The organism is Psychrobacillus sp. FSL K6-1415, from assembly GCF_038003185.1.
Lineage (GTDB): Bacteria > Bacillota > Bacilli > Bacillales_A > Planococcaceae > Psychrobacillus > Psychrobacillus psychrodurans.
The window spans coordinates 2,223,661-2,247,099 of the sequence record NZ_JBBOOQ010000001.1 but is presented as its reverse complement, the minus strand read 5'-3'; the positions used below and the strand labels follow the sequence as shown (position 1 = coordinate 2,247,099).

Below are 23,439 nucleotides of genomic sequence, written 5' to 3'. Positions count from 1 at the left end.
GTCAACCAGAAAAATCTGGCTAACCTTATATTACGAACGGGTGCTTTACTTCAAGAAGGAGTAAAGCCTTTTTTCTAATTGAACTAACGCATCAGTTTAGTTAAAGAAGAAGGTTTATTTGTGATTGCGTTGAATAAATTAATAGTTAAATTTTAAACAAAAACAATTGGACCAGTTTGTGGAAAAACATAACAGGAGGTAATTAAATGGATGGTTTGATGTTAGAGGGATGGACTCCCATATTACTTTGCGGAATTGTGTTTGCATTTGGAATGTTTATAACATCCCGTAAAGTTTCAAGAAAATCTTTATTTTCCATCTCTACTGTATTAAGTCTGATTTGTATCGGAGTAATTATTTATAGCGTAATTGGGGTTGGTGGTTGGGAAGGTATGGGACTAGGTTTATTTGCGATTACTATTTTAGTAGGGACATGGGTAGGTACTGTTATTGGAGCTATATCAAGTAATTCAAATTTATAAGAATGTCATCTCTTTTTCACCGTTACTTCCAGAGCATGGCTATAAAATATCAAATTCATTTACTGAAATCGGGTGTGCGATTATTGATTAAGCTTCACTTTACTATTTCAACTTCTGGTGCTTAGTTCAAGAAGGAGTAAAGCCTTTTTTCTTATTGACCTAAAGTGGCAGGTTAGTTGAATCAGCAATATTACCTTTTTAGTGAATTGCAGAACATTCTTATATTTCAGTATTTTAGGGATAGCTATTTTTGAAAGAGAGTGGTGTGAATATGCTTAGCCGAAAATTATTTGCAGCATGTTTAACTTCAATAATTGGATATTTCATTGTGCCAGTATTTTTCAATTATACTTCTGATTCCTATTTTATAATAGGATTGGCAGTGAGTACTATAACAGTTCCTATACTTTTCGTAGTTGGTGTACTTTTATCGTTAGCAATTGAATCAACTAGCTTAAGTAATAATATTGGTTTGTCTTATTTAAAACTCTTAGGGTCCGCCATACTTTGTGCTTTAATTTTCTCTTTAACAACTTCGGGTGGTTTAGTTACTGCATTACTCGTCTCCTTTGTTTACACAACAATCTTTTTCATTATAGATAGCCTAAGTAGGTACTTTGAAAAGAGTAAACAAATTGAGAAGAAGAATTTAACAGGTAGTGGATGATTTACCTTATCAACTAACAGGTGCTTTACTTCAAGAAGGAGTAAAGCCTTTTTCTTATAGCAGGTTAGTTTAATAAAGAGCCCGTATAGGTTTCTTTATTAAATCGATTTAGTTATGCAGGATTCCTACAGCCATATTTTTCATTTGGGTTAAACTTTCTAACTTTATAATCATGTAGAACCCATTCGTATTTTGTTGACTCATCTTTCCTAACGGTTATTGTAAATACATCCAGAGGTTCATGTATTCCTGTGAAGGTCCTACCTTCCAACTTAGCTTCAAACAACCATGAACCAGAATGTTCTAATTTCTTAACTTCTATGACCCTTTGACATTGAAATCCAATTAGCCTTCTAGTTCCATAGTGTTTATCCACCGCTGAATACATTTGTGGTTCTAATAAATCGATTACAGCATCTTCTAATAAGTTTTCTCTAGTGGGTGGTGTACTTGTTGGTAAATTATCTTGGGCTTGGATGTTCATTATTAATGTAAGCATTGTTATAGGCACTAGTAGAAATATTTTTCTCATAACTCAATCATCCTTCAATTTTCTTGTTATCTTGCACTAAAGGAGAATAACTAATACAAATTTTTTTATATCTAGTACCACTATAATGTGTAATAAACGGCGTGTTCTTGTTTAACTAACGAAGCAGTTGTGCGGCCGAGCCTAGGTCGTATCATATAGCGGGTGGGATTCCCGCCGAGAAAGAACTAGCCATTCACTCGTAGCGAGTCTTGGAGGGCTAATGGTAACATTAGCCTTTAAGCGTAGACAGTTAGGTGGCGGGCCGAAAGCCAAATGGTTGAAGGGATTGAGCTCCATAATGTTAGTAAATCGAGAGGGCTGATGCCTTAACTGCGGTAGAAAGCTACATTTTATCCTTCGCTAAAGGCAAGAAGGATAAAACCTCTCTGGGGTCAGAGACCTTGGCACGTCACACATGGATATGATACGGCAACTCGGGAGACCCTACCGGTCTTTTCTTCTTATAGAAGAGTATGGTGTACAAGCGATAATAAGCAAGGAAACCAAATGCCGTTGTAGGGAGTCGGATAGCAGCGTAGTACCAATGAAGTTGGGTAATGCCGACGGAGGAAAGGCTGCTACCAAGTTATCACCCTTACTAGGGACACATTTACTACACACGGAGGTAGGAATAATAAATGGAAACAAAACTATTAAGGATAGCAGAATTAGCTAAATCTGAACCGAGAATGAGATTTACATCGCTTGCACATTTACTAAATAAGCAATCTCTAGTTCAATGCCATCATGAATTACCTAATAAGAAGGCAACTGGGATTAATGGCACAACTAAAGAGCAATATAGTGAAACATTAGAGGGAAATATAGAGGACTTAGTAAGAAGGCTTAAAAGTAAAGGTTATCATCCTGTTCCTGTAAGGAGAATGTATATTCCCAAGCTTAACTCCAACAAGAAAAGACCGTTGGGGATACCGGAACATGAAGATAAGATTGTACAGAAAGGCATTACAAAAATACTAAATGCGATCTATGAAAATGATTTTCTAGACTGCTCTTTTGGGTTCCGCCCCAATCGTAACTGCCACGATGCTTTGAAAATATTAAATCATTATATTGAGAAGAAATCAGTAAATTATATAGTAGATGTAGATATCAAAGGGTTCTTTGACAATGTTGATCACATATGGATGATGGAGTTCTTAAAACTGCGAATTGCTGACCCTAACTTACTAAGAATAATTGGTAGGTTTCTTAAAGGTGGATACATGGAGGAAGGAAAGAAGTACAAGACAGATAAAGGCACACCGCAAGGTGGAGTCATATCTCCGATACTTGCCAATCTATACCTCCATTATGTCCTGGACCTGTGGTTCGAGAAGGAAGTTAGGAAACAGTGTAAAGGACAAGCATACATAGTTAGATATGCCGATGATTATGTTTGTTGCTTTCAATATAAGAGCGAAGCTCAGGAATTCTTTCAATCATTGAAGCTGAGATTACAGAAGTTTAACTTAGAAGTAGCGGAGGATAAAACCAAAATTATTCCCTTCGGGAGATTTGCTGAGAAAGATGCAAAACAAACGGGGAATAGAAAACCTGCAACCTTTGATTTTCTCGGTTTCACACACTATTGTGGGAAGAGTAAACAAGGAAATTTTCGTGTGAAACGGAAAACAAGTAGGAAGAAGCTACAGGCTAAACTGAAGGAATCGAAAGAATGGATAAAGAGTAACCGAAATAAAGATATTCATATGATTATGGATAGATTTAAACGCTCGCTTGTAGGTTACTACAACTACTATTGCATCACAGATAATACTCCAAGTGTTCACCAATTTAGAGACAAAATTCAATATTTACTCTTTAAATGGCTCAACAGAAGAAGTCAAAGAAAATCCTTTACTTGGGATAAATTCAATCTCTTTCTACATAAATATCCGTTACCTTCACCAAGAATTAAAGTGAATATATACGATTTAAGAAAGAAGATTAGCTACATTTTGTGAATGATGACTAGGAGGAGCCGTGTGCGTGAATAGCGCAAGCACGGTTCTGTGAGGGGGGAGGAACACAATCTACCGTAAGGTAGAGAGGTTCCCCTCTACTCGACTAGTTGAAGGAGGATTTAAATTCTTATATAGAATTTAATAAAGATGTAAATTAAAGGGGTGGATTAAAATTACTATAATATGCTTGGTTAGACATGGAGAAACTGATTGGAATGTAATAGGAAAGCTTCAAGGGAGAACTGATATCCCCTTAAATGAGGCTGGTATTCTACAAGCTGAAGAATGTAGTGAGTTCCTTAAAACATCACAATGGGATGTAATCATAACTAGCCCACTAAAAAGAGCAAAACAAACAGCGGAAATTATAAACAAAAATGTTATTGTACCTGTTGTTGAGATGGAGGAGTTTTTGGAAAGAGATTATGGGGATGCAGAGGGAATGACATACGAGGAAAGAATATCTAAGTTTCCAAATAAAATATACCCGAATCAAGAAGATAGAGCATCCTTTAATAAGAGGGTAATAGATGGCATCGAGAAGATAAATCAAAGGTATGGGGACAATAAAATATTGCTTGTTGCACATGGTGCAGTAATCAATACTGTTTTAGCTATTTTATCTAATGGTGAGATAGGGTCGGGGAAGACCAAATTAATAAATGCTTGTATAAGTAATATTTACTTACATCAAGATAAATGGAATATAAAAGACTTTAATCAAATTTCCCATCTTTCTAAGTACAATTAACAAGAAAGAAGAAATAATCTTATTCACCTACGTGGTGCTTTACTTCAAGAAAGAGTATAGTCTTTTTCTTATTGAACTCCCATGAAAATTAAAAAATGCTCAAAATATACAAAATTGCATAGCAAAAGAGACTCAGAAAAAGCTTTTTTAAAAAAAAGGCTGATCCTTCAGAATATTTATATGAAGTTAAAGGGTGATTCAGGAACCAACTCCATTCTCCTAAGAATAAAGGCAGGCTGGTGCAATAACCAGAGTAGGATTAATCTCTCATGAGTGCTACTCATAGAGAGTGCGACAGTCTGTGATGCACCGTGGTCGTTGGAGTCAGACTAACGGATGGGCTCTATGGCACCATAGTTCATCGACCTTCTTCGCCAGCCATACGAATCTATACCCGTTCTGAACCAATTTTCATCCTCTGTGGTGCAGCGTTTTTTTTGCTGCATGGATGGCTAACGGGGCAGTTAGTTGAAGAACGAGCTGGGTATTTGCGGTATATTAGGGGGGGAGTTAAATGCTAAAGAAGTCATCTTTATTGGGGCTAGTTGCTGCAATTATTTCCATTGTTTTATGGATGTTATTAAACTTCTTTAATCCTTATTCGAATGGAACAAGTAATGATACAACATTAATTACTTTATTTATGTTAGTTTTACCTGCAACTTTGGCAATAATCTCTTCTTTTACAGCAAGAAAATCATTAATGCTTATTGCCTTCATATGGTCTTTACCAATAAGTCTATACATGCTAATGACTCCAGGAATTTTTCTTTTGTTTGGAATCACCAGTTTCTGTTATTTATTAAGTTATATCCTTATGTGGAAAAAACAAGGGTTATGGAATAAAGGGTAACTAAATTGTGTTTTCTAAGCCTTCTTCAACTAACGGGTGCTTGTGCGGCCGAGCCTAGGTCGTATCATATAGCGGGTGGGATTCCCGTCGAGAAAGAACTAGCCATTCACTCGTAGCGAGTCTTGGAGGGCTAATGGTAACATTAGCCTTTAAGCGTAGACAGTTAGGTGGCGGGCCGAAAGCCAAATGGTTGAAGGGATTGAGCTCCATAATGTTAGTAAATCGAGAGGGCTGATGCCTTAAGCACAGCAGAAAGCTACATTTTATCCATCGTTAAAGGCAAGAAGGATAAAACCTCTCTGGAGTCAGAGACCTTGGCACGTCACACATTGATATGATACGGCAACTCGGGAGGCCCTACCGGTCTTTTCTTCTTATAGAAGAGTATGGTGTACAAGCGATAATAAGCAAGGAAACCAAATGCCGTTGTAGGGAGTCGGATAGCAGCGTAGTACCAATGAAGTTGGGTAATGCCGATGGAGGAAAGGCTGCTACCAAATGATCACTCTCACTAGGGACACATTTACTACACACAGCGGTAGAAAAAATAATAAATGTAAACTAAACTATTGAGGATAGCAGAATCACCATTTTGTGAAGGATAATTTGGAGGAGCCGTGTGCGTAAATAGCGCAAGCACGGTTCTGTGAGGGGGGTGGAACACAATATACCGTAAGGTAGAGAGGTTCCCTTCTACTCGACTACTTCAAGAAAAAGCCTTTTTCTTATTGAACTAAAGAAGCAGTTTAGTTCAACAACTAGTAAGTCTTATTCTGAAACGTAATTAATTATGAACTTCCAATTCTTTTTGTTTTTAAGAAATATATTTATTTGGATTTTTTAAATTAAAGATTGAAAAGGAGGAAGAATAGTTGAGCCAAAACAAACGAGATAAAATCCAAATGCAAAAAAAGTTCAAGGTTTATATAGAAAGAAGAAAAAACAGCTTAGGAAAGATATGGACCATATGAATGAATATAGTGATATGGATGATTTGGTTGATAACAAAATCGCTATAATCATTTTACGTATTTGTGTTGTATTAGCGATTATACTTCTTGTACTGGATGCATTTATTAAAGATTTTTAGATTGTTTTACTGGGGAAATTTTGAGCGTAGAAAATTGCGAAAAAATGTACTTAAACTAACGTCGTGATTTAGTTAAACAAGTGGCTGCCTGTAAGGGTAGCTTTAACTTATTGAACTAACGAAGCAGGTGTGCGGCCGAGCCTAGGTCGTATCATATAGCGGGTGGGATTCCCGTCGAGAAAGGACTAGCCATTCACTCGTAGCGAGTCTTGGAGGGCTAATGGTAACATTATTCTTTAAGCGTAGACAGTTAGGTGGCGGGCCGAAAGCCAAATGGTTGAAGGGATTGAGCTCCATAATGTTAGTAAATCGAGAGGGCTGATGCCTTACCTGCGGCAGAAAGCTACATTTTATTCTTCGTTAAAGGCAAGAAGGATAAAACCTCTCTGGAGTCAGAGACCTTGGCACGTCACACATTGATATGATACGGCAACTCGGGAGGCCCTACCGGTCTTTTCTTCTTATAGAAGAGTATGGTGTACAAGCGATAATAAGCAAGGAAACCAAATGCCGTTGTAGGGAGTCGGATAGCAGCGTAGTACCAATGAAGTTGGGTAATGCCGATGGAGGAAAGGCTGCTACCAAATGATCACTCTCACTAGGGACACATTTACTACACACAGCGGTAGAAATAATAAATGTAAACTAAACTATTGAGGATAGCAGAATCACCATTTTGTGAAGGATGATTTGGAGGAGCCGTGTGCGTAAATAGCGCAAGCACGGTTCTGTGAGGGGGGTGGAACACAATCTACCGTAAGGTAGAGAGATTCCCTTCTACTCGACTAGTGGAAGAAGGAGTTATCATGCAGCAGGTTAGTGGAAAGGGTTAAGCAAAAGATAAATAAGGGGTGGGTATGGAATGGCAAAAGAAATTATTAAAGTTGATTTCACTCAGGAAACATATGATACAAGTAAAATGGATACGTGGACTAAAGAACAGTGGAAGACATGGGTTGGGGAACCAGAGGACCATAGAGGAATTCAAATACCGTTGATTAATGACAATAATTTTTATTTAAAAATAATGGGGATTTATTACGACGAAGAAACAGGAAACATGTTTTTTGGTTTTGATACACAAAACAAACTTGAACGAGACATAAATATTCAATTCAGCAGATGGGAAATTGATGAAAGTATTTATAATTTATCCCATGAAAATCCCCAATATATGGAGAAACATTCTGTAGTAAGAGGTTTTCAAAAGTTTGTAAAGCGTACTCATTTGGAAAGTTGGGATACGATAACAATTGAAATAAGTATCCTCGATGCAGAAACTAATTTAAGCATTAGAGAATTAGAATTTATAATAAAAAAGCGTTTCATCCAGGTTTTTTAGTAAAGTGTAATTCAACTAACGGTGTGCTTTAGCAAAATATGGCCATCATTTCGATGGTCTATTTTTATGTCTAAAATATTAAGTTGATCTCAGATATGCAATGTGAAATGTTACACTTAAACTAAAGCAGCAGTTTAGTTGAACAAGTTACCAGGTAACTTGTTGAAACGAATGCTAATTCATCATCGTCTAATTTATATAAAGAAAGTGGGATGATATTGAAAAAACATAGTTTAATTGTGTCTTTAATACTTTTATCAATAGGATTATTGGGCTGTCAACAAAACAATAACGAAAAGGTTGCTAACGAACTGCCTGCTACTCAACCCTTAGAAACAAAAGCCGAGGTCATAGAAGGTGATTTTGTATATCGACTTGTGACAGAAAAAGCAGAATACGGTAAGAATGAACCTATAAAAATTTATGCGGAATTAGAATATACAGGGGATAAAGAAGAAGTTGAAATTTTTCATTCAGCATCGCCATTCTCTTTTCCAATGGTTGAGACTACGAGAAATTATGAAATTGGATACGGTATGAATGAACCGTTATTAAGCACGAAACTAATTAAAGGGGAACCACTTCGTGAAGAATATAGGGGAAGTGGCGGGTACGGTTCAGAGGATAATAAAGAATATATAGATTTTATGAGGCGAATTATGAATCATGAATTTCCAGAAGGACATTATGTTGTAAATGGCAGTGCAGACTTTTATGTTATAGCTAACAAGGAAACTGAACAAGAGAAAAAATATAATATAAAAGCACAGGTTGAATTTAGGGTCAAAAAATAGGAATTAGATAATTGACTTTTTTCACTAACGGGTGCTTTACTTCAATAAGGAGTAAAGCACCCGTTCGTAATATAAGGTTAGCCAGATTTTAAACTGTACCCTATAAGATAGACACTTTAAAAAAGGTCATCTTATAGGGTATTTTTGTTTATAATGAAAAAAACAGTATTCGGAGCGATAAATTATGACTAAAAATTATTTAACACCTAACCAACAAAAAGAACTAAAAAAGAATCCATATGTAAAAGCTGTAAGCAATAAAGCGATTACGTACACAGATGAATTTAAACGATTATTTATTACTGAAAATGAATTTGGGAAGTTTCCGCGTGAAATTTTTGAAGATGCAGGATTTGATATCGAAATGATGGGGATGACACGCATTCATAAAGCGGCAGCTCGATGGAAAACAGCATACCAAAACCAAGGAATTACTGGGTTAGAAGATTCTCGGAAATATAGTTCTGGTCGCCCACTTGAACGAGAACTAAGTCTCGAGGAAAAGTATGCACGATTAGAAGCGAAGACTCGATTACTTGAGGCAGAGAACGAACTCCTAAAAAAGCTCGATTTACTCGAAAGGCAGATGGTGAAGAAGAAATAAAAATTGCGCCAGAATTAAAATTCGAACTCATTAACCAGATTATTAAAAAGTATGAGTTAAAGCGTATGGTAAGTTATCTTTGCGAGGTAATGGATGTATCTCGATCAGGTTTCTACAATTACTTTGATGAAAAATCCATTCAAAAACGTGCAATTAAAGGCGGTTCGGACGAGGTGGTGAAAAACATCATTTTAAAGGCGTATCATTTCCGAGGACGCAAAAAAGGAGCACGCCAAATTAAAATGACACTCCAAAACCAGTACCAGATTACATATAACTTAAAACGTATTCGCCGCATTATGAAGAAATTTGAGATTGTTTGTCCAATTCGAAAAGCGAATCCCTATCGCCGCATGGCGAAAGCAACAAAAGAACATCGCACATGCCCGAACGAATTGCAGCGCAACTTTAAACAAGGGTTGGCTGGAAAAGTGTTATTAACGGATATCACATATTTAAACTACAGAAGCGGAAAGCGTGCTTATTTATCCACGATTAAAGACGCAGAGACGAATGAAATTTTAGCGTATGAAGTCTCAGATAAAATTACATTAGACATCGCATTAGATACACTTCACCAATTAAGACGTCGTCATTCACATATTCGAAATGATGCCTTTATTCATTCGGATCAGGGATTTCATTACACAAATCCGACCTATCAAAAATTAGTGAAAAAGATGAATCTTGGACAGTCAATGTCACGCCGTGGAAACTGTTGGGACAATGCTCCACAAGAATCATTCTTTGGGCATTTTAAAGATGAAACAAATATAAAAGAATGCGAAACATTAGAAGAAGTAAAACAAGAAGTGAAGTGTTATATGATATATTACAATTATTATAGAGGCCAATGGAATTTAAAAAAGCTGCCGCCTGCAAAATACAGACAGCAGCTTCAACAAGTTGCCTAACCTTTTTCAAAATGTCCTTTACAAAGGGTACAGTTTATTTTTCTGGTTGACCTTTTTCTATTTGGTCTTATTATAACGGTAGTCGGGGTAGAACGTCGCACCCGTGGGACGAGATCCCGTCAGCTAAACTGTTCACCCCCTACTTGTATAAGCATGTTTCAGGCTGGTTGGGACATTGATCCCGTTTAACAAGCGAACCTATGACATTACAAGAAGCCTTAGGGGATACCGACTAAATTATATTACTAGGAGGAGATTTACGTATGAACCCAGTTGTGGGTCTTGATGTAGCTAAAGGAGAGAGTCAGGTTCAAGCATTTTTAGATAAAGGCAAAGCCTATAGAAAGAGCTTTAGTATTCAACATAACTTGGAAGGATTGAAGGGATTTCTTGATTTTCTTCAAGAAATAGAAAAAGCGGCTGGCGGTTATCAACCTTCGGTCGTATTAGAATCAACGGGACACTACCATACTCCAGTTATCCAGTTTTTAGAGGAACAAAACTATGTTTATATAGTGATCAATCCCCTTATTTCCCATAGAGCCAAAAGCTCTAGTTTACGTAAGGTAAAAACGGATGCGATCGATGCTTATCATCTTTGTGAACTTTATTATAAAGAAGAATTAGAACCATATAAAAAGAGAGGAATACAACTATTAAACCTTCGTAATTTAACAAGACAACAAGAAAGTATTGCGGAAATGGCAGCTAAAACTAAGTTACAGCTACATTCCTTAATAGATCAGGTATTCCCTGAATTTAGAGGTGTATTTGGAAGTCTCTACTCTAAGGTATCACTACTTACCTTACTCGCATTTCCAACATCCGAAAGCGTATTAAGTGTCGATGAAAAAGAATTGACGGATAAGATATCTTCCCTCTGTAACAGCCGATCGGAGAAATGGGCAAACGAAAGAGCACAGAAATTAAGAGAGGCCGCTCTTCGAAACCCGTTTCAACATAACCAGTATCAAAGCCATATTTTTAATCTGGAAATGTTAATAAATATTGTTCTGCAATATCAAGAGCATCTATCAAAGCTAGCAAATGAAATAGATTCAATCGCAAAAGAGATAGAAGAATATAAAATACTCCAATCTATCCCCGGAATCGGTGAAAAAATCGCTGCAACGATTATTTCGGAGATTGGAGAGATAGATCGGTTTGACGCTGCCAAAAAACTCGTTGCATTCGCAGGAGTCGATCCTAGCGTTTACTCTTCGGGTAAATTTACTGCATCCATTAACAGAATTACCAAACGGGGTTCCAGCAGACTTCGTCATGCCCTGTATATGGCTATTCAAAGTGGCATCCGAGATGCCCGTAAAAAGAAGACAACGGATGAAATCATTCCTCGCAATAAAAGACTGAGAGAGTTTTACGACAAGAAACGAGAAGAAGGAAAACCCTTTAGGGTAGCCATTATTGCCTGTGTAAATAAGCTCTTACACTGGATTTATGCCTTACTAAAAAAACGAACTACTTTCCAGGATATAGCATAGAAACTGTATTTATATTAATTAACCAAAACCTTCCAAAAGTGATTTAGAGGAAGGTTATTTGGCATGTATTTTTTTAGTATATCATGAGGTTAATAATTTTTTTAGTGAAAATATTGACAAACTATTAGCTGGTTTAGTTCAAGTAATACAGCAGGGTGTATAACAAAGTTATTGTACATAAAAGGGGGAGAATGGTTGATTAAAAGGAAAGCTATAACTTTTTTCTTTGCGACAATTTTATCGATTACTTTCATCTTAATTTTTATTTTCGGCGAATGGGAAAAACCATTTGAATTGATACCTATGATTGGAATTTATAGCTTACTATTTTCACCGATTATATTAATTTATGGTGTTCCTGTAACTTTTTTATCTGATTATTTATCCAAACGATTCAAAGGATTTAAAAGAGTGATTTTAGCACTAATAATTCATTTATTTTTTGGTATGTCTTTTGCATTTGTCTATGGAATAATCTTTGAATCAAGTGATTTCTTTTCAAACTTTAATAACTATTGGGTAGGAGAAGGAGAACTAAATTTTATTGCTGGAATTATGACTTCATTTTTCTTTTGGGCGGTGGATGAAGCCCTAAGACGTATCCGACCCGAATAAAAAATTTTCTTATTCAACTAATGGGTGCGTTAGTCAAAATAGAGCAACGTCATTATGAAGTGCACCCCAATTGTTAGACACAATCTAACAATTGGAGGTGTATTTTTTTATGTCTAAATTTACATTTGAAGAAAAATTATTTGCAGTACAGAGCTATTTGAACAACGAAGGTGGATATAAGACAATTGCCAAACAAATTGGCACGGTTCAATCAACAGTAGTTAAGTGGGTGATGCTCTACAAGCAACATGGGATAGATGGGCTTATGAAAAGCTATACAAATTATAGTGCAGAGTTTAAACTAAACGTACTAAATTATATGAACGAACATAGGACGTCTTTGTATGAAACTGCTGCCATTTTTAAAATCCTTTCTCCTTATACGATTACAAAATGGAAAAACACACTCGAAAAAGCTGGAGTAGACGCCCTAGAATCAAAAACAAAGGGGCGTCCATCTATGAAAAAAGAAACAAAGAAAGCAACACCAACTGAAGGGTCATTTGAAGCATTACAAGCAGAAAACGAGCGTTTACGCATGGAGAATGCCTATTTAAAAAAGCTGAACGCCTTAGTTCAGGAAAAGGATGCACTACAACGAAAGACAAAGCGCAAGTAGTGTATGAACTAAGGGAAGAATTCGCTGTTAAAAAGCTAATCAAAGTTGCGGGGATAGCACGTAGTACCTACTATTACTGGATAAATACCTTTGGGCGTGGAGATAAGTATGAGGAAGTAAAATCAGTTATCTCTTCGATTTTCCACGAACATAAAGGTAGATACGGATACCGTCGTATTACATTCGAACTGCGCAATCGTGGATATCAAATCAATCACAAAACGGTTCTTCGCTTAATGAAGCAGCTTGGTTTAAAATGCCTTGTGCGCATGAAGAAATATCGTTCGTACAAAGGGCCTGTCGGAAAAATTGCGCCTAATATCTTAAAGCGTGATTTTGTAGCAACGAAGCCGAACGAGAAATGGGTAACGGATGTGACTGAATTTCATTTATTTGGTGAAAAACTCTATCTCTCGCCCATACTTGATTTATTCAATGGCGAAATTATTGCATATAACCTAGAGTCACGACCAGTATATCCACTCGTTTCGAAGATGTTAGACCAAGCTTTGATGCGTTTATACGATGGAGACGCTCCAATTCTCCACTCAGATCAAGGATGGCATTACCAAATGAAACAGTATTCTAAAAGTTTAAAAGCACATGGGATCACGCAAAGTATGTCCCGTAAGGGAAATTGTCTTGATAATGCGGTAATTGAAAACTTCTTTGGGTTACTAAAATCCGAATTACTTTACCTACAAGAGTTTGAAAGTATGGCTCACTTCAAGCAAGAGCTTGAACAATATATTGATTACTATAATCACAAACGAATCAAGACAAAATTAAAAGGTCTGAGCCCGGTACAATACCGGACTCAGACCATAGAAGCGGCTTAACTAAATAAAGTGTCTAACTTTTCGGGTTCACTTCATTATGACGTTGCTCCTTTATATTTAAAAGTATTTCTGATAATACTCTTTCCTTAACCTTCCGCTTAATTGAGCGTAGATCCTAGTTGTTTCACTTTTCTCATGCCCCATAAGACTTTGTATGACTTCAATAGGAGCTCCATTATTCATCAAATGAGTTGCGTAACTGTGTCTAAGTTGGTGTGGGTGAATCTCTTTATTAATTTCCGCACGATTGGAGATCCGCTTGATGATATATCTCATTTGGGCGACGCTCATTTTATGTGGCTGTCTGGCAGTTACAAAGATTGCTGGATTATGGTCATTACGGCTTTCCATATAGCGTTTAAGCCATATATCACAACGTGTATTAAAATAAACTTCCCTTTCCTTATCGCCCTTACCTCTCACGATGGCGGATTGATTGGACCAATTAATATGATTCTTTTCTAAGGAAACTATTTCGCCAATTCGACAACCGGTAGAAAACATGAATTCAAAAATTGCTTTTTCTATTGGGGAATGACAGGATTCACGAAGGTGTTCAATCTCCCGTTCGGTTAAATACTTAGGTATCCGCTTCCCTACTTTGGGTTCTTTAATCTTGGAAGTTGGATTCTTACTAAGAAGGCCTTCTTCATGGGACCAACGAAAAAATGATTTCATAAAGCGAATACGATGTGCAAGACTGGCTGGTTTTAAATGCTTACAGGATATAGCAAGATATTCCTTTAGTTGATTTGTATCCAGCAATGCCATCTCTACATCTTTAAAATAACCAATTAGTAAAGAAGACTGTAACTGGTAGGCTTTCAATGTTTGTGGCGAAAAGCCCTCTATTCGCTTATCAGCTTCAAACGAAGCCCATGCTTTTGACAGTAACAATCCGATTCCCCCTAAAATAGTAATATTAAAAGGATTATTGCCAACTTAATAGAATTATAGACATAAGGAGTGTTTTTACTAACGAAGCAGTTGTGCGGCCGAGCCTAGGTCGTATCATATAGCGGGTGGGATTCCCGCCGAGAAAGAACTAGCCATTCACTCGTAGCGAGTCTTGGAGGGCTAATGGTAACATTAGCCTTTAAGCGTAGACAGTTAGGTGGCGGGCCGAAAGCCAAATGGTTGAAGGGATTGAGCTCCATAATGTTAGTAAATCGAGAGGGCTGATGCCTTAACTGCGGTAGAAAGCTACATTTTATCCTTCGCTAAAGGCAAGAAGGATAAAACCTCTCTGGGGTCAGAGACCTTGGCACGTCACACATGGATATGATACGGCAACTCGGGAGACCCTACCGGTCTTTTCTTCTTATAGAAGAGTATGGTGTACAAGCGATAATAAGCAAGGAAACCAAATGCCGTTGTAGGGAGTCGGATAGCAGCGTAGTACCAATGAAGTTGGGTAATGCCGACGGAGGAAAGGCTGCTACCAAGTTATCACCCTTACTAGGGACACATTTACTACACACGGAGGTAGGAATAATAAATGGAAACAAAACTATTAAGGATAGCAGAATTAGCTAAATCTGAACCGAGAATGAGATTTACATCGCTTGCACATTTACTAAATAAGCAATCTCTAGTTCAATGCCATCATGAATTACCTAATAAGAAGGCAACTGGGATTAATGGCACAACTAAAGAGCAATATAGTGAAACATTAGAGGGAAATATAGAGGACTTAGTAAGAAGGCTTAAAAGTAAAGGTTATCATCCTGTTCCTGTAAGGAGAATGTATATTCCCAAGCTTAACTCCAACAAGAAAAGACCGTTGGGGATACCGGAACATGAAGATAAGATTGTACAGAAAGGCATTACAAAAATACTAAATGCGATCTATGAAAATGATTTTCTAGACTGCTCTTTTGGGTTCCGCCCCAATCGTAACTGCCACGATGCTTTGAAAATATTAAATCATTATATTGAGAAGAAATCAGTAAATTATATAGTAGATGTAGATATCAAAGGGTTCTTTGACAATGTTGATCACATATGGATGATGGAGTTCTTAAAACTGCGAATTGCTGACCCTAACTTACTAAGAATAATTGGTAGGTTTCTTAAAGGTGGATACATGGAGGAAGGAAAGAAGTACAAGACAGATAAAGGCACACCGCAAGGTGGAGTCATATCTCCGATACTTGCCAATCTATACCTCCATTATGTCCTGGACCTGTGGTTCGAGAAGGAAGTTAGGAAACAGTGTAAAGGACAAGCATACATAGTTAGATATGCCGATGATTATGTTTGTTGCTTTCAATATAAGAGCGAAGCTCAGGAATTCTTTCAATCATTGAAGCTGAGATTACAGAAGTTTAACTTAGAAGTAGCGGAGGATAAAACCAAAATTATTCCCTTCGGGAGATTTGCTGAGAAAGATGCAAAACAAACGGGGAATAGAAAACCTGCAACCTTTGATTTTCTCGGTTTCACACACTATTGTGGGAAGAGTAAACAAGGAAATTTTCGTGTGAAACGGAAAACAAGTAGGAAGAAGCTACAGGCTAAACTGAAGGAATCGAAAGAATGGATAAAGAGTAACCGAAATAAAGATATTCATATGATTATGGATAGATTTAAACGCTCGCTTGTAGGTTACTACAACTACTATTGCATCACAGATAATACTCCAAGTGTTCACCAATTTAGAGACAAAATTCAATATTTACTCTTTAAATGGCTCAACAGAAGAAGTCAAAGAAAATCCTTTACTTGGGATAAATTCAATCTCTTTCTACATAAATATCCGTTACCTTCACCAAGAATTAAAGTGAATATATACGATTTAAGAAAGAAGATTAGCTACATTTTGTGAATGATGACTAGGAGGAGCCGTGTGCGTGAATAGCGCAAGCACGGTTCTGTGAGGGGGGAGGAACACAATCTACCGTAAGGTAGAGAGGTTCCCCTCTACTCGACTAGTTCAATAAGCAATATAGATTTTCACTTATTATAAATGGAAAATTTATATAAAATTGGAACATCTATTTGTTTCAAACGTATTAAAGTAAAGCAGAAGATTGAAAGGAAAGTAATTCATAAAAAAGGAGGTATAGAAGATGGACTTATTACTCTGGATAACTACTGGTTTCATGCTAATCGGATTTGTTGTTCTCGTTTCTATGAAAAAAGGTATGGAAAGAAAGGTCGCTTTTATAAAAGCAAATGTGGAAGACGAGGAAAATTTATCAAAAGCTAAATCTGTAATTTGGTGGATATGTGGTGCCACTGCTTGGGGAGTAGGGGCTATATCTCTTGTTGGTTGGTGGTTTCATGGATAACTGTCGGTTTCGAATGTACTTAAAGTAACGGTGTGCTTTACTTCAAGAAGGAGTAAAGCCTTTTTCTTATTGAACTAAAGACGCAGTTTAGTTTAAGTGTGTTGTATAATAAATGGATATCTTTAGTTTGAAAATCACATGTTGGTACAGGGAGGATTGTATGTGGAGTTTTAGCACTTATAAAGACAAACGTTACTGGATACTTTTGATTACAGCTATAATTATCTTGGTCTTGTTCGCTGTTTTTACCCCTGATTATATTCTTGAAAAAACTTACTTTGTACCATTTTCAATGCTTATATTTATAGTTTTATTCTGGTCGACATACCATCTTTGGAAGTATTTTGGTGATAAAAAGAAGAGGAATAATACGAATGACAGTTGCGATTTGTAACTTGCTTGTTCAAGTAACGGGTGCTTTAGCAGAACAAGGCTGACAGTAGACAACCTTGTTTCTTATTGAACTAACGAAGCAGGCTAGTTTAATAATAATAGATAATGTGGGAAGAATAAGGAGTAAACATAAATATGGGGTGAATCATGATGGTTAAGCGATATTTAGTCTTATTAGGATTTTTATTTATTGTCTTTACTCTAACGCAAGTTGTTGTTAAATCAGAAACCAATTCAGTAGAAGAAGGGATGTATGTCACAACAGAGGACATCATTTTGGACATTGTATTCCCAGTTATTGATAAAAGAGTTATAAAGGAGTATGGACAGAATACCCTTTTTTACTGGGAATGGAAAGGGATTGTTGATATAGCTTACAATGACAATCATTCCTACGATGTTACTGTAAAAATTGAAATCCCTTCGAAAAAACTTGATGATGCTAAAGAAGATTTAGTTAAGGTTAGGATATTCCCTTCATGTGATAGTGGCAAGATTAATAAGCAGAAATGTAATCACGAGTTCAAAATTGAAATATTAGATTACAAACATTTATCTCAATAAAAATTATTACCATTATTTCAACTAACGGGTGCTTGTGCGGCCGAGCCTAGGTCGTATCATATAGCGGGTGGGATTCCCGTCGAGAAAGAACTAGCCATTCACTCGTAGCGAGTCTTGGAGGGCTAATGGTAACATTAGCCTTTAAGCGTAGACAGTTAGGTGGCGGGCCGAAAGCCAAATGGTTGAAGGGATTGAGCTCCATAATGTTAGTAAATCGAGAGGGCTGATGCCTTAAGCACAGCAGAAAGCTACATTTTATCCATCGTTAAAGGCAAGAAGGATAAAACCTCTCTGGAGTCAGAGACCTTGGCACGTCACACATTGATATGATACGGCAACTCGGGAGGCCCTACCGGTCTTTTCTTCTTATAGAAGAGTATGGTGTACAAGCGATAATAAGCAAGGAAACCAAATGCCGTTGTAGGGAGTCGGATAGCAGCGTAGTACCAATGAAGTTGGGTAATGCCGATGGAGGAAAGGCTGCTACCAAATGATCACTCTCACTAGGGACACATTTACTACACACAGCGGTAGAAATAATAAATGTAAACTAAACTATTGAGGATAGCAGAATCACCATTTTGTGAAGGATGATTTGGAGGAGCCGTGTGCGTAAATAGCGCAAGCACGGTTCTGTGAGGGGGGTGGAACACAATCTACCGTAAGGTAGAGAGGTTCCCTTCTACTCGACTACTTCAAGAAGGAGTAAAGCCTTTTTTCTTATTGAAAATAACAAAACATTGCGTTCAATAATGGGGCATTTCTGCAAAAGGCAGGAATGCCCTTATATTAAATTATAAGAAATTTTAAAGTTTCAAAGTATCATAAAATAGAAAAAGAAGAGCTTAAGAAAATTCAAGTGAAATTGTTGGAGATTTTGGAATCAATAATTGACGAGCTTAAGTTTAAAATGATGTCTTAAAAGAAATAGGAAAGTCACGAGCATTTATTAAGTATTTCTCTGACATATTTATTAATAAGATTGTCGAAAAAAATAAAGAAGTGGAGGCTAGAAATCGAGAGAAAATGCTTCAACACAGTAAAGAATTAATAAAAGAAACTATTATTCACCTTCACTCTAATGGGATATATCCAGGTATTAAACCAGTAGAAAGGCATGTAGATTTATTCTTGATAAAAAAATACTTGAATTTAGGAGAAATGCTCTAAAAGAATTGAATATTGAAAAGAAGATGTTTCCCAAGTAATGGATGATTTGAATATATTACTCTGTATTTAATATTCTAATTCTATATCTTACTAGGTTTTAGAGGATAATTATTCAAGGAATTCATATGTTGCTGTGAAAGTTTAGTTAAAAGTGTATTAAAGCAAATAAATGTTAGAAGTTAGAATATAAAACAAAAGAATGTAAGGAGTTAAATATTCTAACGTATTTTCTTTATCCACCCTCAAAAGGAATTAGATTATAGCTAATGATTATAAAGAATTGGTTTAATAAACGTTGTTATTAATGACTTTATTATCATGACATACTTATGATTTAATTTATAACAATGTTATGGTTTAAGTCACATTTTGTGACGTAAAGCATAAAATTTCCGTTTGGAAACTTTATGCTTGAATTAAGGTGCGACTTTAAGCATAAAGTTGTCATTATGACATAAATACTTGAGTGTCAAACATTTGCTTAAATAAACGTAGGAAGTTTATGCCTTATAACTCATGGGTGTTTGATGAATGATTTATATTATACAATTTTATTATAGTGCCAAAAAAAGAGATTTTAAATCTTAATAAAAACAATGTAGAAGTAAAGATAGAAAGTGCCCATCAATATTAGGGGTACTTTATAACAAAGTTGTATACATAAAAATCGACTTCAAGGGATTCATTTCTCCAGAAGGCGATTTTAATTATTCATAAACTTTTTAAAAATCATGTAGTAAAATTTTAGATACATACCAGTCTTTTATGCTAAATGAATCCTATTCAATGTTCAACAATCTGTAATTCTTTTTAGGGTATGTCATAATATTCAATACCCTCTGTATCTAGAGCCATAATAGGTTCATCTTTCGCCACTGTATACGTTTGAAAGCCAAAACGTTCATAGAAATTAATAAGTCGTTTAATCTGACTGTTTCTAACTGTTTTATCATCAGAAGCTTCATCATTCGGAGGAGCTGGCTTTAACACAATGTAATCTACACTTAAAATTTTTGCTAATTTTAATAACTCATTTAAAGCAGCATTCCCATGTCCTTTAGATCGATAGTTGGAATCTATGTTTATTTCTTCAATAGTCAAAAGTTTCTTATTAAGTTCTAGGCTTGGTAAATGTTTTGTTGCATTACTAATTAAGTAATATTGACTACCAGAAATACCATCTGCGGTGTCACATAAATCAGTTAACCTCGAGTTATAAATATTTAACCTTATTGTTCCAATTTCTTTTTCTGTTTCGTCTGTTTCTAAAACAATTGATGAAAAGCCTTCTACTACAGCAAACTCAACATCGACAGTTAAGTAGTTACGCAATACGACACTTTCGAAACCCACACTATAACCCCCCTAAAATTTTTTCTTACTGCCATTAATTGTACACTATATAGAAAACAAAAAAAGCCTGTGTATTTTGGATAGGTTCGCTGTTTTAAAAAATTATCAACATTTACTAATAATCCCTAGATATGCCCAGTAACGGAATGATTTGTATAAAATAATTCACAATTTATAACCCACCTATTTTTAGGAAGACAGAATTTCCGTTTTCTACCGAAAATAACCGAAATACCGACTGAAAGTAATCTATAATGATATCCTTCTATATATTTTTCAGCCCCGATATGCAATCCTACTGCAGTTGCTACAGCAATCGCTAAACCAAAAAAATATATTAAACCTTGAATGTAGAATAGATGTATGGACACATCTTGGTTAAGTCACTAAAATTGAACTAACGAAAGGTCGTGTCTGTATTATGAGTAAAAAGCGGTATAACCAAGAATTTAAACAAACAGTAGTGGAGCTTCACAGCTCAGGTACCCCGGTCAGCCAACTATCTAGCGAATATGGTGTTTCAGAAGTAACCATCTATAAATGGATTAAACAGTTCTCTACAATCGAAGGGACAAAGGAATTAACTGTATCCGATGTAGAAATGATTCAAAAAGAAAACCTCCGGTTAAAACAGGAGCTTGAAATCCTAAAAAAGGCTATGACCATATTCGCGAGAAAATAGAGGACGAAGAACTGATCAACTACATTACAAATGAAAGCGGGCATCATCCAGTACAAGTGATGTGTCGCATTTTAAAGATGCCTAAAAGTACTTATTATCATTCATTTCATAAGAAACCGAACTGCTACCACGTGGCCAATGAGGCAATATTGGATCGTATAATAGCCATTCATAAAGGAAGCAAAGGTATCTATGGCGCCCCCAAAATACATCGAGTACTTTTAAAAGAAGGCTATTCTTGCAGTATAAAAAGAGTCCAACGTCTGATGAAACAAGCAGGCATCCAGTCAAACATTGTGAAGAGATACCGTCCAGCAAGCACACAGACACCAGTGGAAGAACGAGAAAATGTGTTGAAGCAAGATTTTACAACAACCACAATCAATGAAAAATGGGTGGCAGATATCACGTATATCCATACACTTCGAGATGGCTGGTGTTATCTAGCGTCTGTCCTCGATTTGCATTCAAAGAAAATAGTAGGCTACAAGTTTTCCCATACGATGACCACAGAAATCGTGTTGGATGCTTTAAAAAGTGCCGTCGATTCCCAAAATCCTTCACCGGGATTAATCATCCATACGGATCTAGGTACCCAATATACAAGTGAGGCATTTCAAGAACAGTTAAAAAAATATGAAATGATTGCATCATTCAGTCGTAAAGGATGCCCTTATGACAATGCATGCATCGAGTCCTTTCATGCCACACTCAAAAAAGAAGAGGTCTATCGGAAACGATATGAAGATTTTGAGAATGCGAGAATCTCCCTATTTCAATATATAGAAGGCTGGTATAATCGTAAACGAATTCATGGAAGCATCGGCTTTGTAACGCCAGAGGCGTATGAAATAATGTGTCGCGCAGCAGCCTGAGTCTTAAGGGTAAAAGCCAATCCCCCTCCACATTTTTCATGCACAACATCCATTGGTTAATCTCTCCACGTCCCAAGTAGATTGTCAAAGGCTCTTTTCACTTTGACGATCTACTTGGGATGTGGAACACTCCATGAATGGTGGTTGTGCAGAAAAAACTTAATCTTTTTGTGTCCAGAATCTTGACGTAGATCCACCTGTTATATTGTAAATAGTAATCGTTACGATTATAATAAAAAAGCAATTTAATACACTAAAGGAGTAAGAAAATGAACAAAAAAATACTTACCACTATGTTGTTTATGTTTTCTTTACTTTTCCTAACTGCTTGCAGTAAAGAAGAAGTGGGGACTATTAATGAAGAAGGAGAACTTAAAGTCTATACAACGATTTATCCGTTTCAATACTTTACAGAAAGAATAGGAGGGGAATACGTTGCAGTAGAAAATCTCATCCCTCCTGGGTCAGATGCCCATTCCGTAGAAATTACTATGAAAAATATGACGAATGTAGCAGAAAGTAAAGCATTCATATATTCTGGAACTGCACTAGAAGGATTTGCAAATGCAGTAATTGATGCTGTAAAGGATGAAGATGTTAAGATTGTTAATGCTACTGAAGGTATTGACTTTATAAATGGAGTGGAAGACACAGATTCGGAAGAAGAAGACACAGAAGAGCATGAAAACGAAGAAGAACATGCTGAACACAGTGAGGGCATAAGCATAGATCCACATGTTTGGTTAGATCCGAATCGTTCAATTACGATTGCTAATAATATTAAGAATGCTTTAAATGAAATTAGTCCAGATAATACAGATGCATTTGAGGAGAACTTTAATTCTTTGAAACAGGATTTAGAAATGTTAGATGAAAATTTTAAAACTATGGTGGCCAATGCGGATAGTAATACATTTCTTGTATCTCATTCAGCCTATGGCTACTGGGAAGAAGCATTTGGATTACAACAAATAGGGATAAGTGGATTATCACCTACTGATGAACCCTCTCATAAGGAATTAATTGAGATAATTGCGCTAGTTAATGAACAAAAGCTACAATATATATATATTGAACCTAATCTTACGAACAAAGTAGCAGTTTCTGTCCAAAGAGAAACAGGATTAAATGCACTAACTTTAAATAATCTTGAATCAATTTCTGAGGAAAATATAAAAAATAACGAAGACTATTTTACGATTATGAAAGATAATATAGAGGCACTTGAACAAGGTTTGATACAACAATAAGTATGTTTTGAAATGAAAAAGAGGACAGCAATTCCTTTTGCTGTCCTTTATTTCCGTAACAATAAATAAAATCTTCTAATATAAAATATCTATTCGTACTTCTGCCTTCTTCTGCATTAAAGTCGTTATGTAGCCTCCTTTAAATTCATTAAATTCTTCAAACGAACCGAGCCAATTACTTTATATAATGATTTCAAATGAAAAAAAGTCGTTTAGTAATCTAATATTATTGAGTCTGCATAGTTTCTTCATATTTTTCAAGTATTATTAGTCTATGTATGAAAGGAT

At 36.1% G+C, this 23,439-nt stretch carries 20 protein-coding genes; 17 read left to right on the top strand and 3 right to left on the bottom strand.

Annotated features, from left to right (window positions below):
• The first annotated feature begins 206 nt into the window (after positions 1–206).
• Together MKY60_RS10520 and MKY60_RS10515 are read left to right on the top strand one after the other, a co-directional pair.
• Positions 207–482, top strand: a complete 276-nt coding sequence (locus MKY60_RS10520; protein ID WP_241599555.1) for a YesK-like family protein — start codon at positions 207–209, stop codon at positions 480–482.
• Between the two features lie 271 nt (positions 483–753).
• Positions 754–1,149 carry a hypothetical protein gene (locus MKY60_RS10515; RefSeq protein WP_139219713.1) on the top strand — a complete coding sequence of 132 codons (396 nt, stop codon included), beginning with the start codon at positions 754–756 and terminating at the stop codon, positions 1,147–1,149.
• A gap of 112 nt (positions 1,150–1,261) precedes the next feature.
• Here the strand turns inward: MKY60_RS10515 and MKY60_RS10510 are convergent, their stop codons facing one another.
• Positions 1,262–1,681 carry a DUF3888 domain-containing protein gene (locus MKY60_RS10510; RefSeq protein ID WP_241599551.1) on the bottom strand — a complete coding sequence of 140 codons (420 nt, stop codon included), beginning with the start codon at positions 1,679–1,681 and terminating at the stop codon, positions 1,262–1,264.
• 638 nt (positions 1,682–2,319) lie between these two features.
• Between MKY60_RS10510 and ltrA (MKY60_RS10505) the strand changes: the two genes are divergently transcribed.
• The 10 genes from ltrA (MKY60_RS10505) (at position 2,320) to MKY60_RS10460 (ending at position 13,571) form a co-directional block, all read left to right on the top strand.
• Positions 2,320–3,648, top strand: a complete 1,329-nt coding sequence (gene ltrA / locus MKY60_RS10505; RefSeq protein ID WP_340928248.1) for a group II intron reverse transcriptase/maturase — start codon at positions 2,320–2,322, stop codon at positions 3,646–3,648.
• A gap of 172 nt (positions 3,649–3,820) precedes the next feature.
• Positions 3,821–4,399, top strand: a complete 579-nt coding sequence (locus MKY60_RS10500) for a histidine phosphatase family protein (RefSeq protein ID WP_241599806.1) — start codon at positions 3,821–3,823, stop codon at positions 4,397–4,399.
• A 514-nt stretch (positions 4,400–4,913) separates the two neighbouring features.
• Entirely contained in the window at positions 4,914–5,252 is a 339-nt protein-coding gene (locus MKY60_RS10495) for a hypothetical protein (protein WP_241599550.1), read from the top strand.
• A gap of 958 nt (positions 5,253–6,210) precedes the next feature.
• On the top strand, positions 6,211–6,342 hold the full coding sequence (locus MKY60_RS10490; RefSeq protein WP_276517612.1) for a hypothetical protein: 132 nt from the start codon (positions 6,211–6,213) through the stop codon (positions 6,340–6,342).
• Between the two features lie 862 nt (positions 6,343–7,204).
• A complete protein-coding gene (locus MKY60_RS10485) occupies positions 7,205–7,684 on the top strand; it encodes a hypothetical protein (protein WP_241599548.1) in 480 nt (159 codons plus the stop codon).
• A gap of 218 nt (positions 7,685–7,902) precedes the next feature.
• On the top strand, positions 7,903–8,478 hold the full coding sequence (locus tag MKY60_RS10480) for a hypothetical protein (RefSeq protein WP_241600803.1): 576 nt from the start codon (positions 7,903–7,905) through the stop codon (positions 8,476–8,478).
• A 184-nt stretch (positions 8,479–8,662) separates the two neighbouring features.
• Positions 8,663–9,996, top strand: a protein-coding gene (locus MKY60_RS10475; RefSeq protein ID WP_340928296.1) for an IS3 family transposase whose coding sequence is annotated in 2 segments (ribosomal slippage) — positions 8,663–9,050 and positions 9,050–9,996 — 1,335 coding nt in all. Because the reading frame shifts where the segments join, the coding sequence is not laid out codon by codon here.
• A gap of 263 nt (positions 9,997–10,259) precedes the next feature.
• The gene (locus MKY60_RS10470; protein WP_340929760.1) at positions 10,260–11,498 is read left to right on the top strand and encodes an IS110 family transposase; all 1,239 of its coding nucleotides are present in this window, start codon (positions 10,260–10,262) and stop codon (positions 11,496–11,498) included.
• A 195-nt stretch (positions 11,499–11,693) separates the two neighbouring features.
• Entirely contained in the window at positions 11,694–12,113 is a 420-nt protein-coding gene (locus MKY60_RS10465; protein ID WP_241600799.1) for a hypothetical protein, read from the top strand.
• Between the two features lie 109 nt (positions 12,114–12,222).
• Positions 12,223–13,571 (top strand): IS3 family transposase gene (locus MKY60_RS10460; RefSeq protein ID WP_340878759.1). Its coding sequence is split into 2 segments (ribosomal slippage): positions 12,223–12,676 and positions 12,676–13,571, totalling 1,350 coding nucleotides; the frame shifts between segments, so codons are not numbered across the junction.
• A gap of 57 nt (positions 13,572–13,628) precedes the next feature.
• Here the strand turns inward: MKY60_RS10460 and xerA are convergent.
• Entirely contained in the window at positions 13,629–14,468 is an 840-nt protein-coding gene (gene xerA, locus MKY60_RS10455; RefSeq protein ID WP_241600772.1) for a site-specific tyrosine recombinase/integron integrase, read from the bottom strand.
• A 601-nt stretch (positions 14,469–15,069) separates the two neighbouring features.
• Between xerA and ltrA (MKY60_RS10450) the strand changes: the two genes are divergently transcribed.
• The 3 genes from ltrA (MKY60_RS10450) to MKY60_RS10440 all read left to right on the top strand — a co-directional run bounded on the left by ltrA (MKY60_RS10450) (position 15,070) and on the right by MKY60_RS10440 (position 17,821).
• Entirely contained in the window at positions 15,070–16,398 is a 1,329-nt protein-coding gene (ltrA, locus tag MKY60_RS10450; RefSeq protein ID WP_340928248.1) for a group II intron reverse transcriptase/maturase, read from the top strand.
• A gap of 244 nt (positions 16,399–16,642) precedes the next feature.
• Positions 16,643–16,864 carry a hypothetical protein gene (locus MKY60_RS10445; RefSeq protein ID WP_241600675.1) on the top strand — a complete coding sequence of 74 codons (222 nt, stop codon included), beginning with the start codon at positions 16,643–16,645 and terminating at the stop codon, positions 16,862–16,864.
• Positions 16,865–17,404: 540 nt separating this feature from the next.
• Positions 17,405–17,821 (top strand): hypothetical protein, encoded by a 417-nt coding sequence (locus MKY60_RS10440; protein ID WP_340879723.1) that lies wholly within the window; start codon positions 17,405–17,407, stop codon positions 17,819–17,821.
• Positions 17,822–19,801: 1,980 nt separating this feature from the next.
• Here the strand turns inward: MKY60_RS10440 and MKY60_RS10435 are convergent.
• Complete coding sequence (locus MKY60_RS10435; RefSeq protein ID WP_241599093.1) at positions 19,802–20,344, bottom strand: GNAT family N-acetyltransferase; 543 nt, start codon at positions 20,342–20,344, stop codon at positions 19,802–19,804.
• Positions 20,345–20,765: 421 nt separating this feature from the next.
• Here MKY60_RS10435 and MKY60_RS10430 point away from each other — a divergent pair.
• Together MKY60_RS10430 and MKY60_RS10425 are read left to right on the top strand one after the other, a co-directional pair.
• Positions 20,766–21,901 (top strand): IS3 family transposase gene (locus tag MKY60_RS10430; RefSeq protein ID WP_340929681.1). Its coding sequence is split into 2 segments (ribosomal slippage): positions 20,766–20,991 and positions 20,991–21,901, totalling 1,137 coding nucleotides; the frame shifts between segments, so codons are not numbered across the junction.
• 269 nt (positions 21,902–22,170) lie between these two features.
• Positions 22,171–23,151, top strand: coding sequence for a metal ABC transporter solute-binding protein, Zn/Mn family (locus MKY60_RS10425; RefSeq protein ID WP_340929758.1), 981 nt, complete (start codon positions 22,171–22,173; stop codon positions 23,149–23,151).
• The last annotated feature ends 288 nt before the right edge of the window (positions 23,152–23,439 follow it).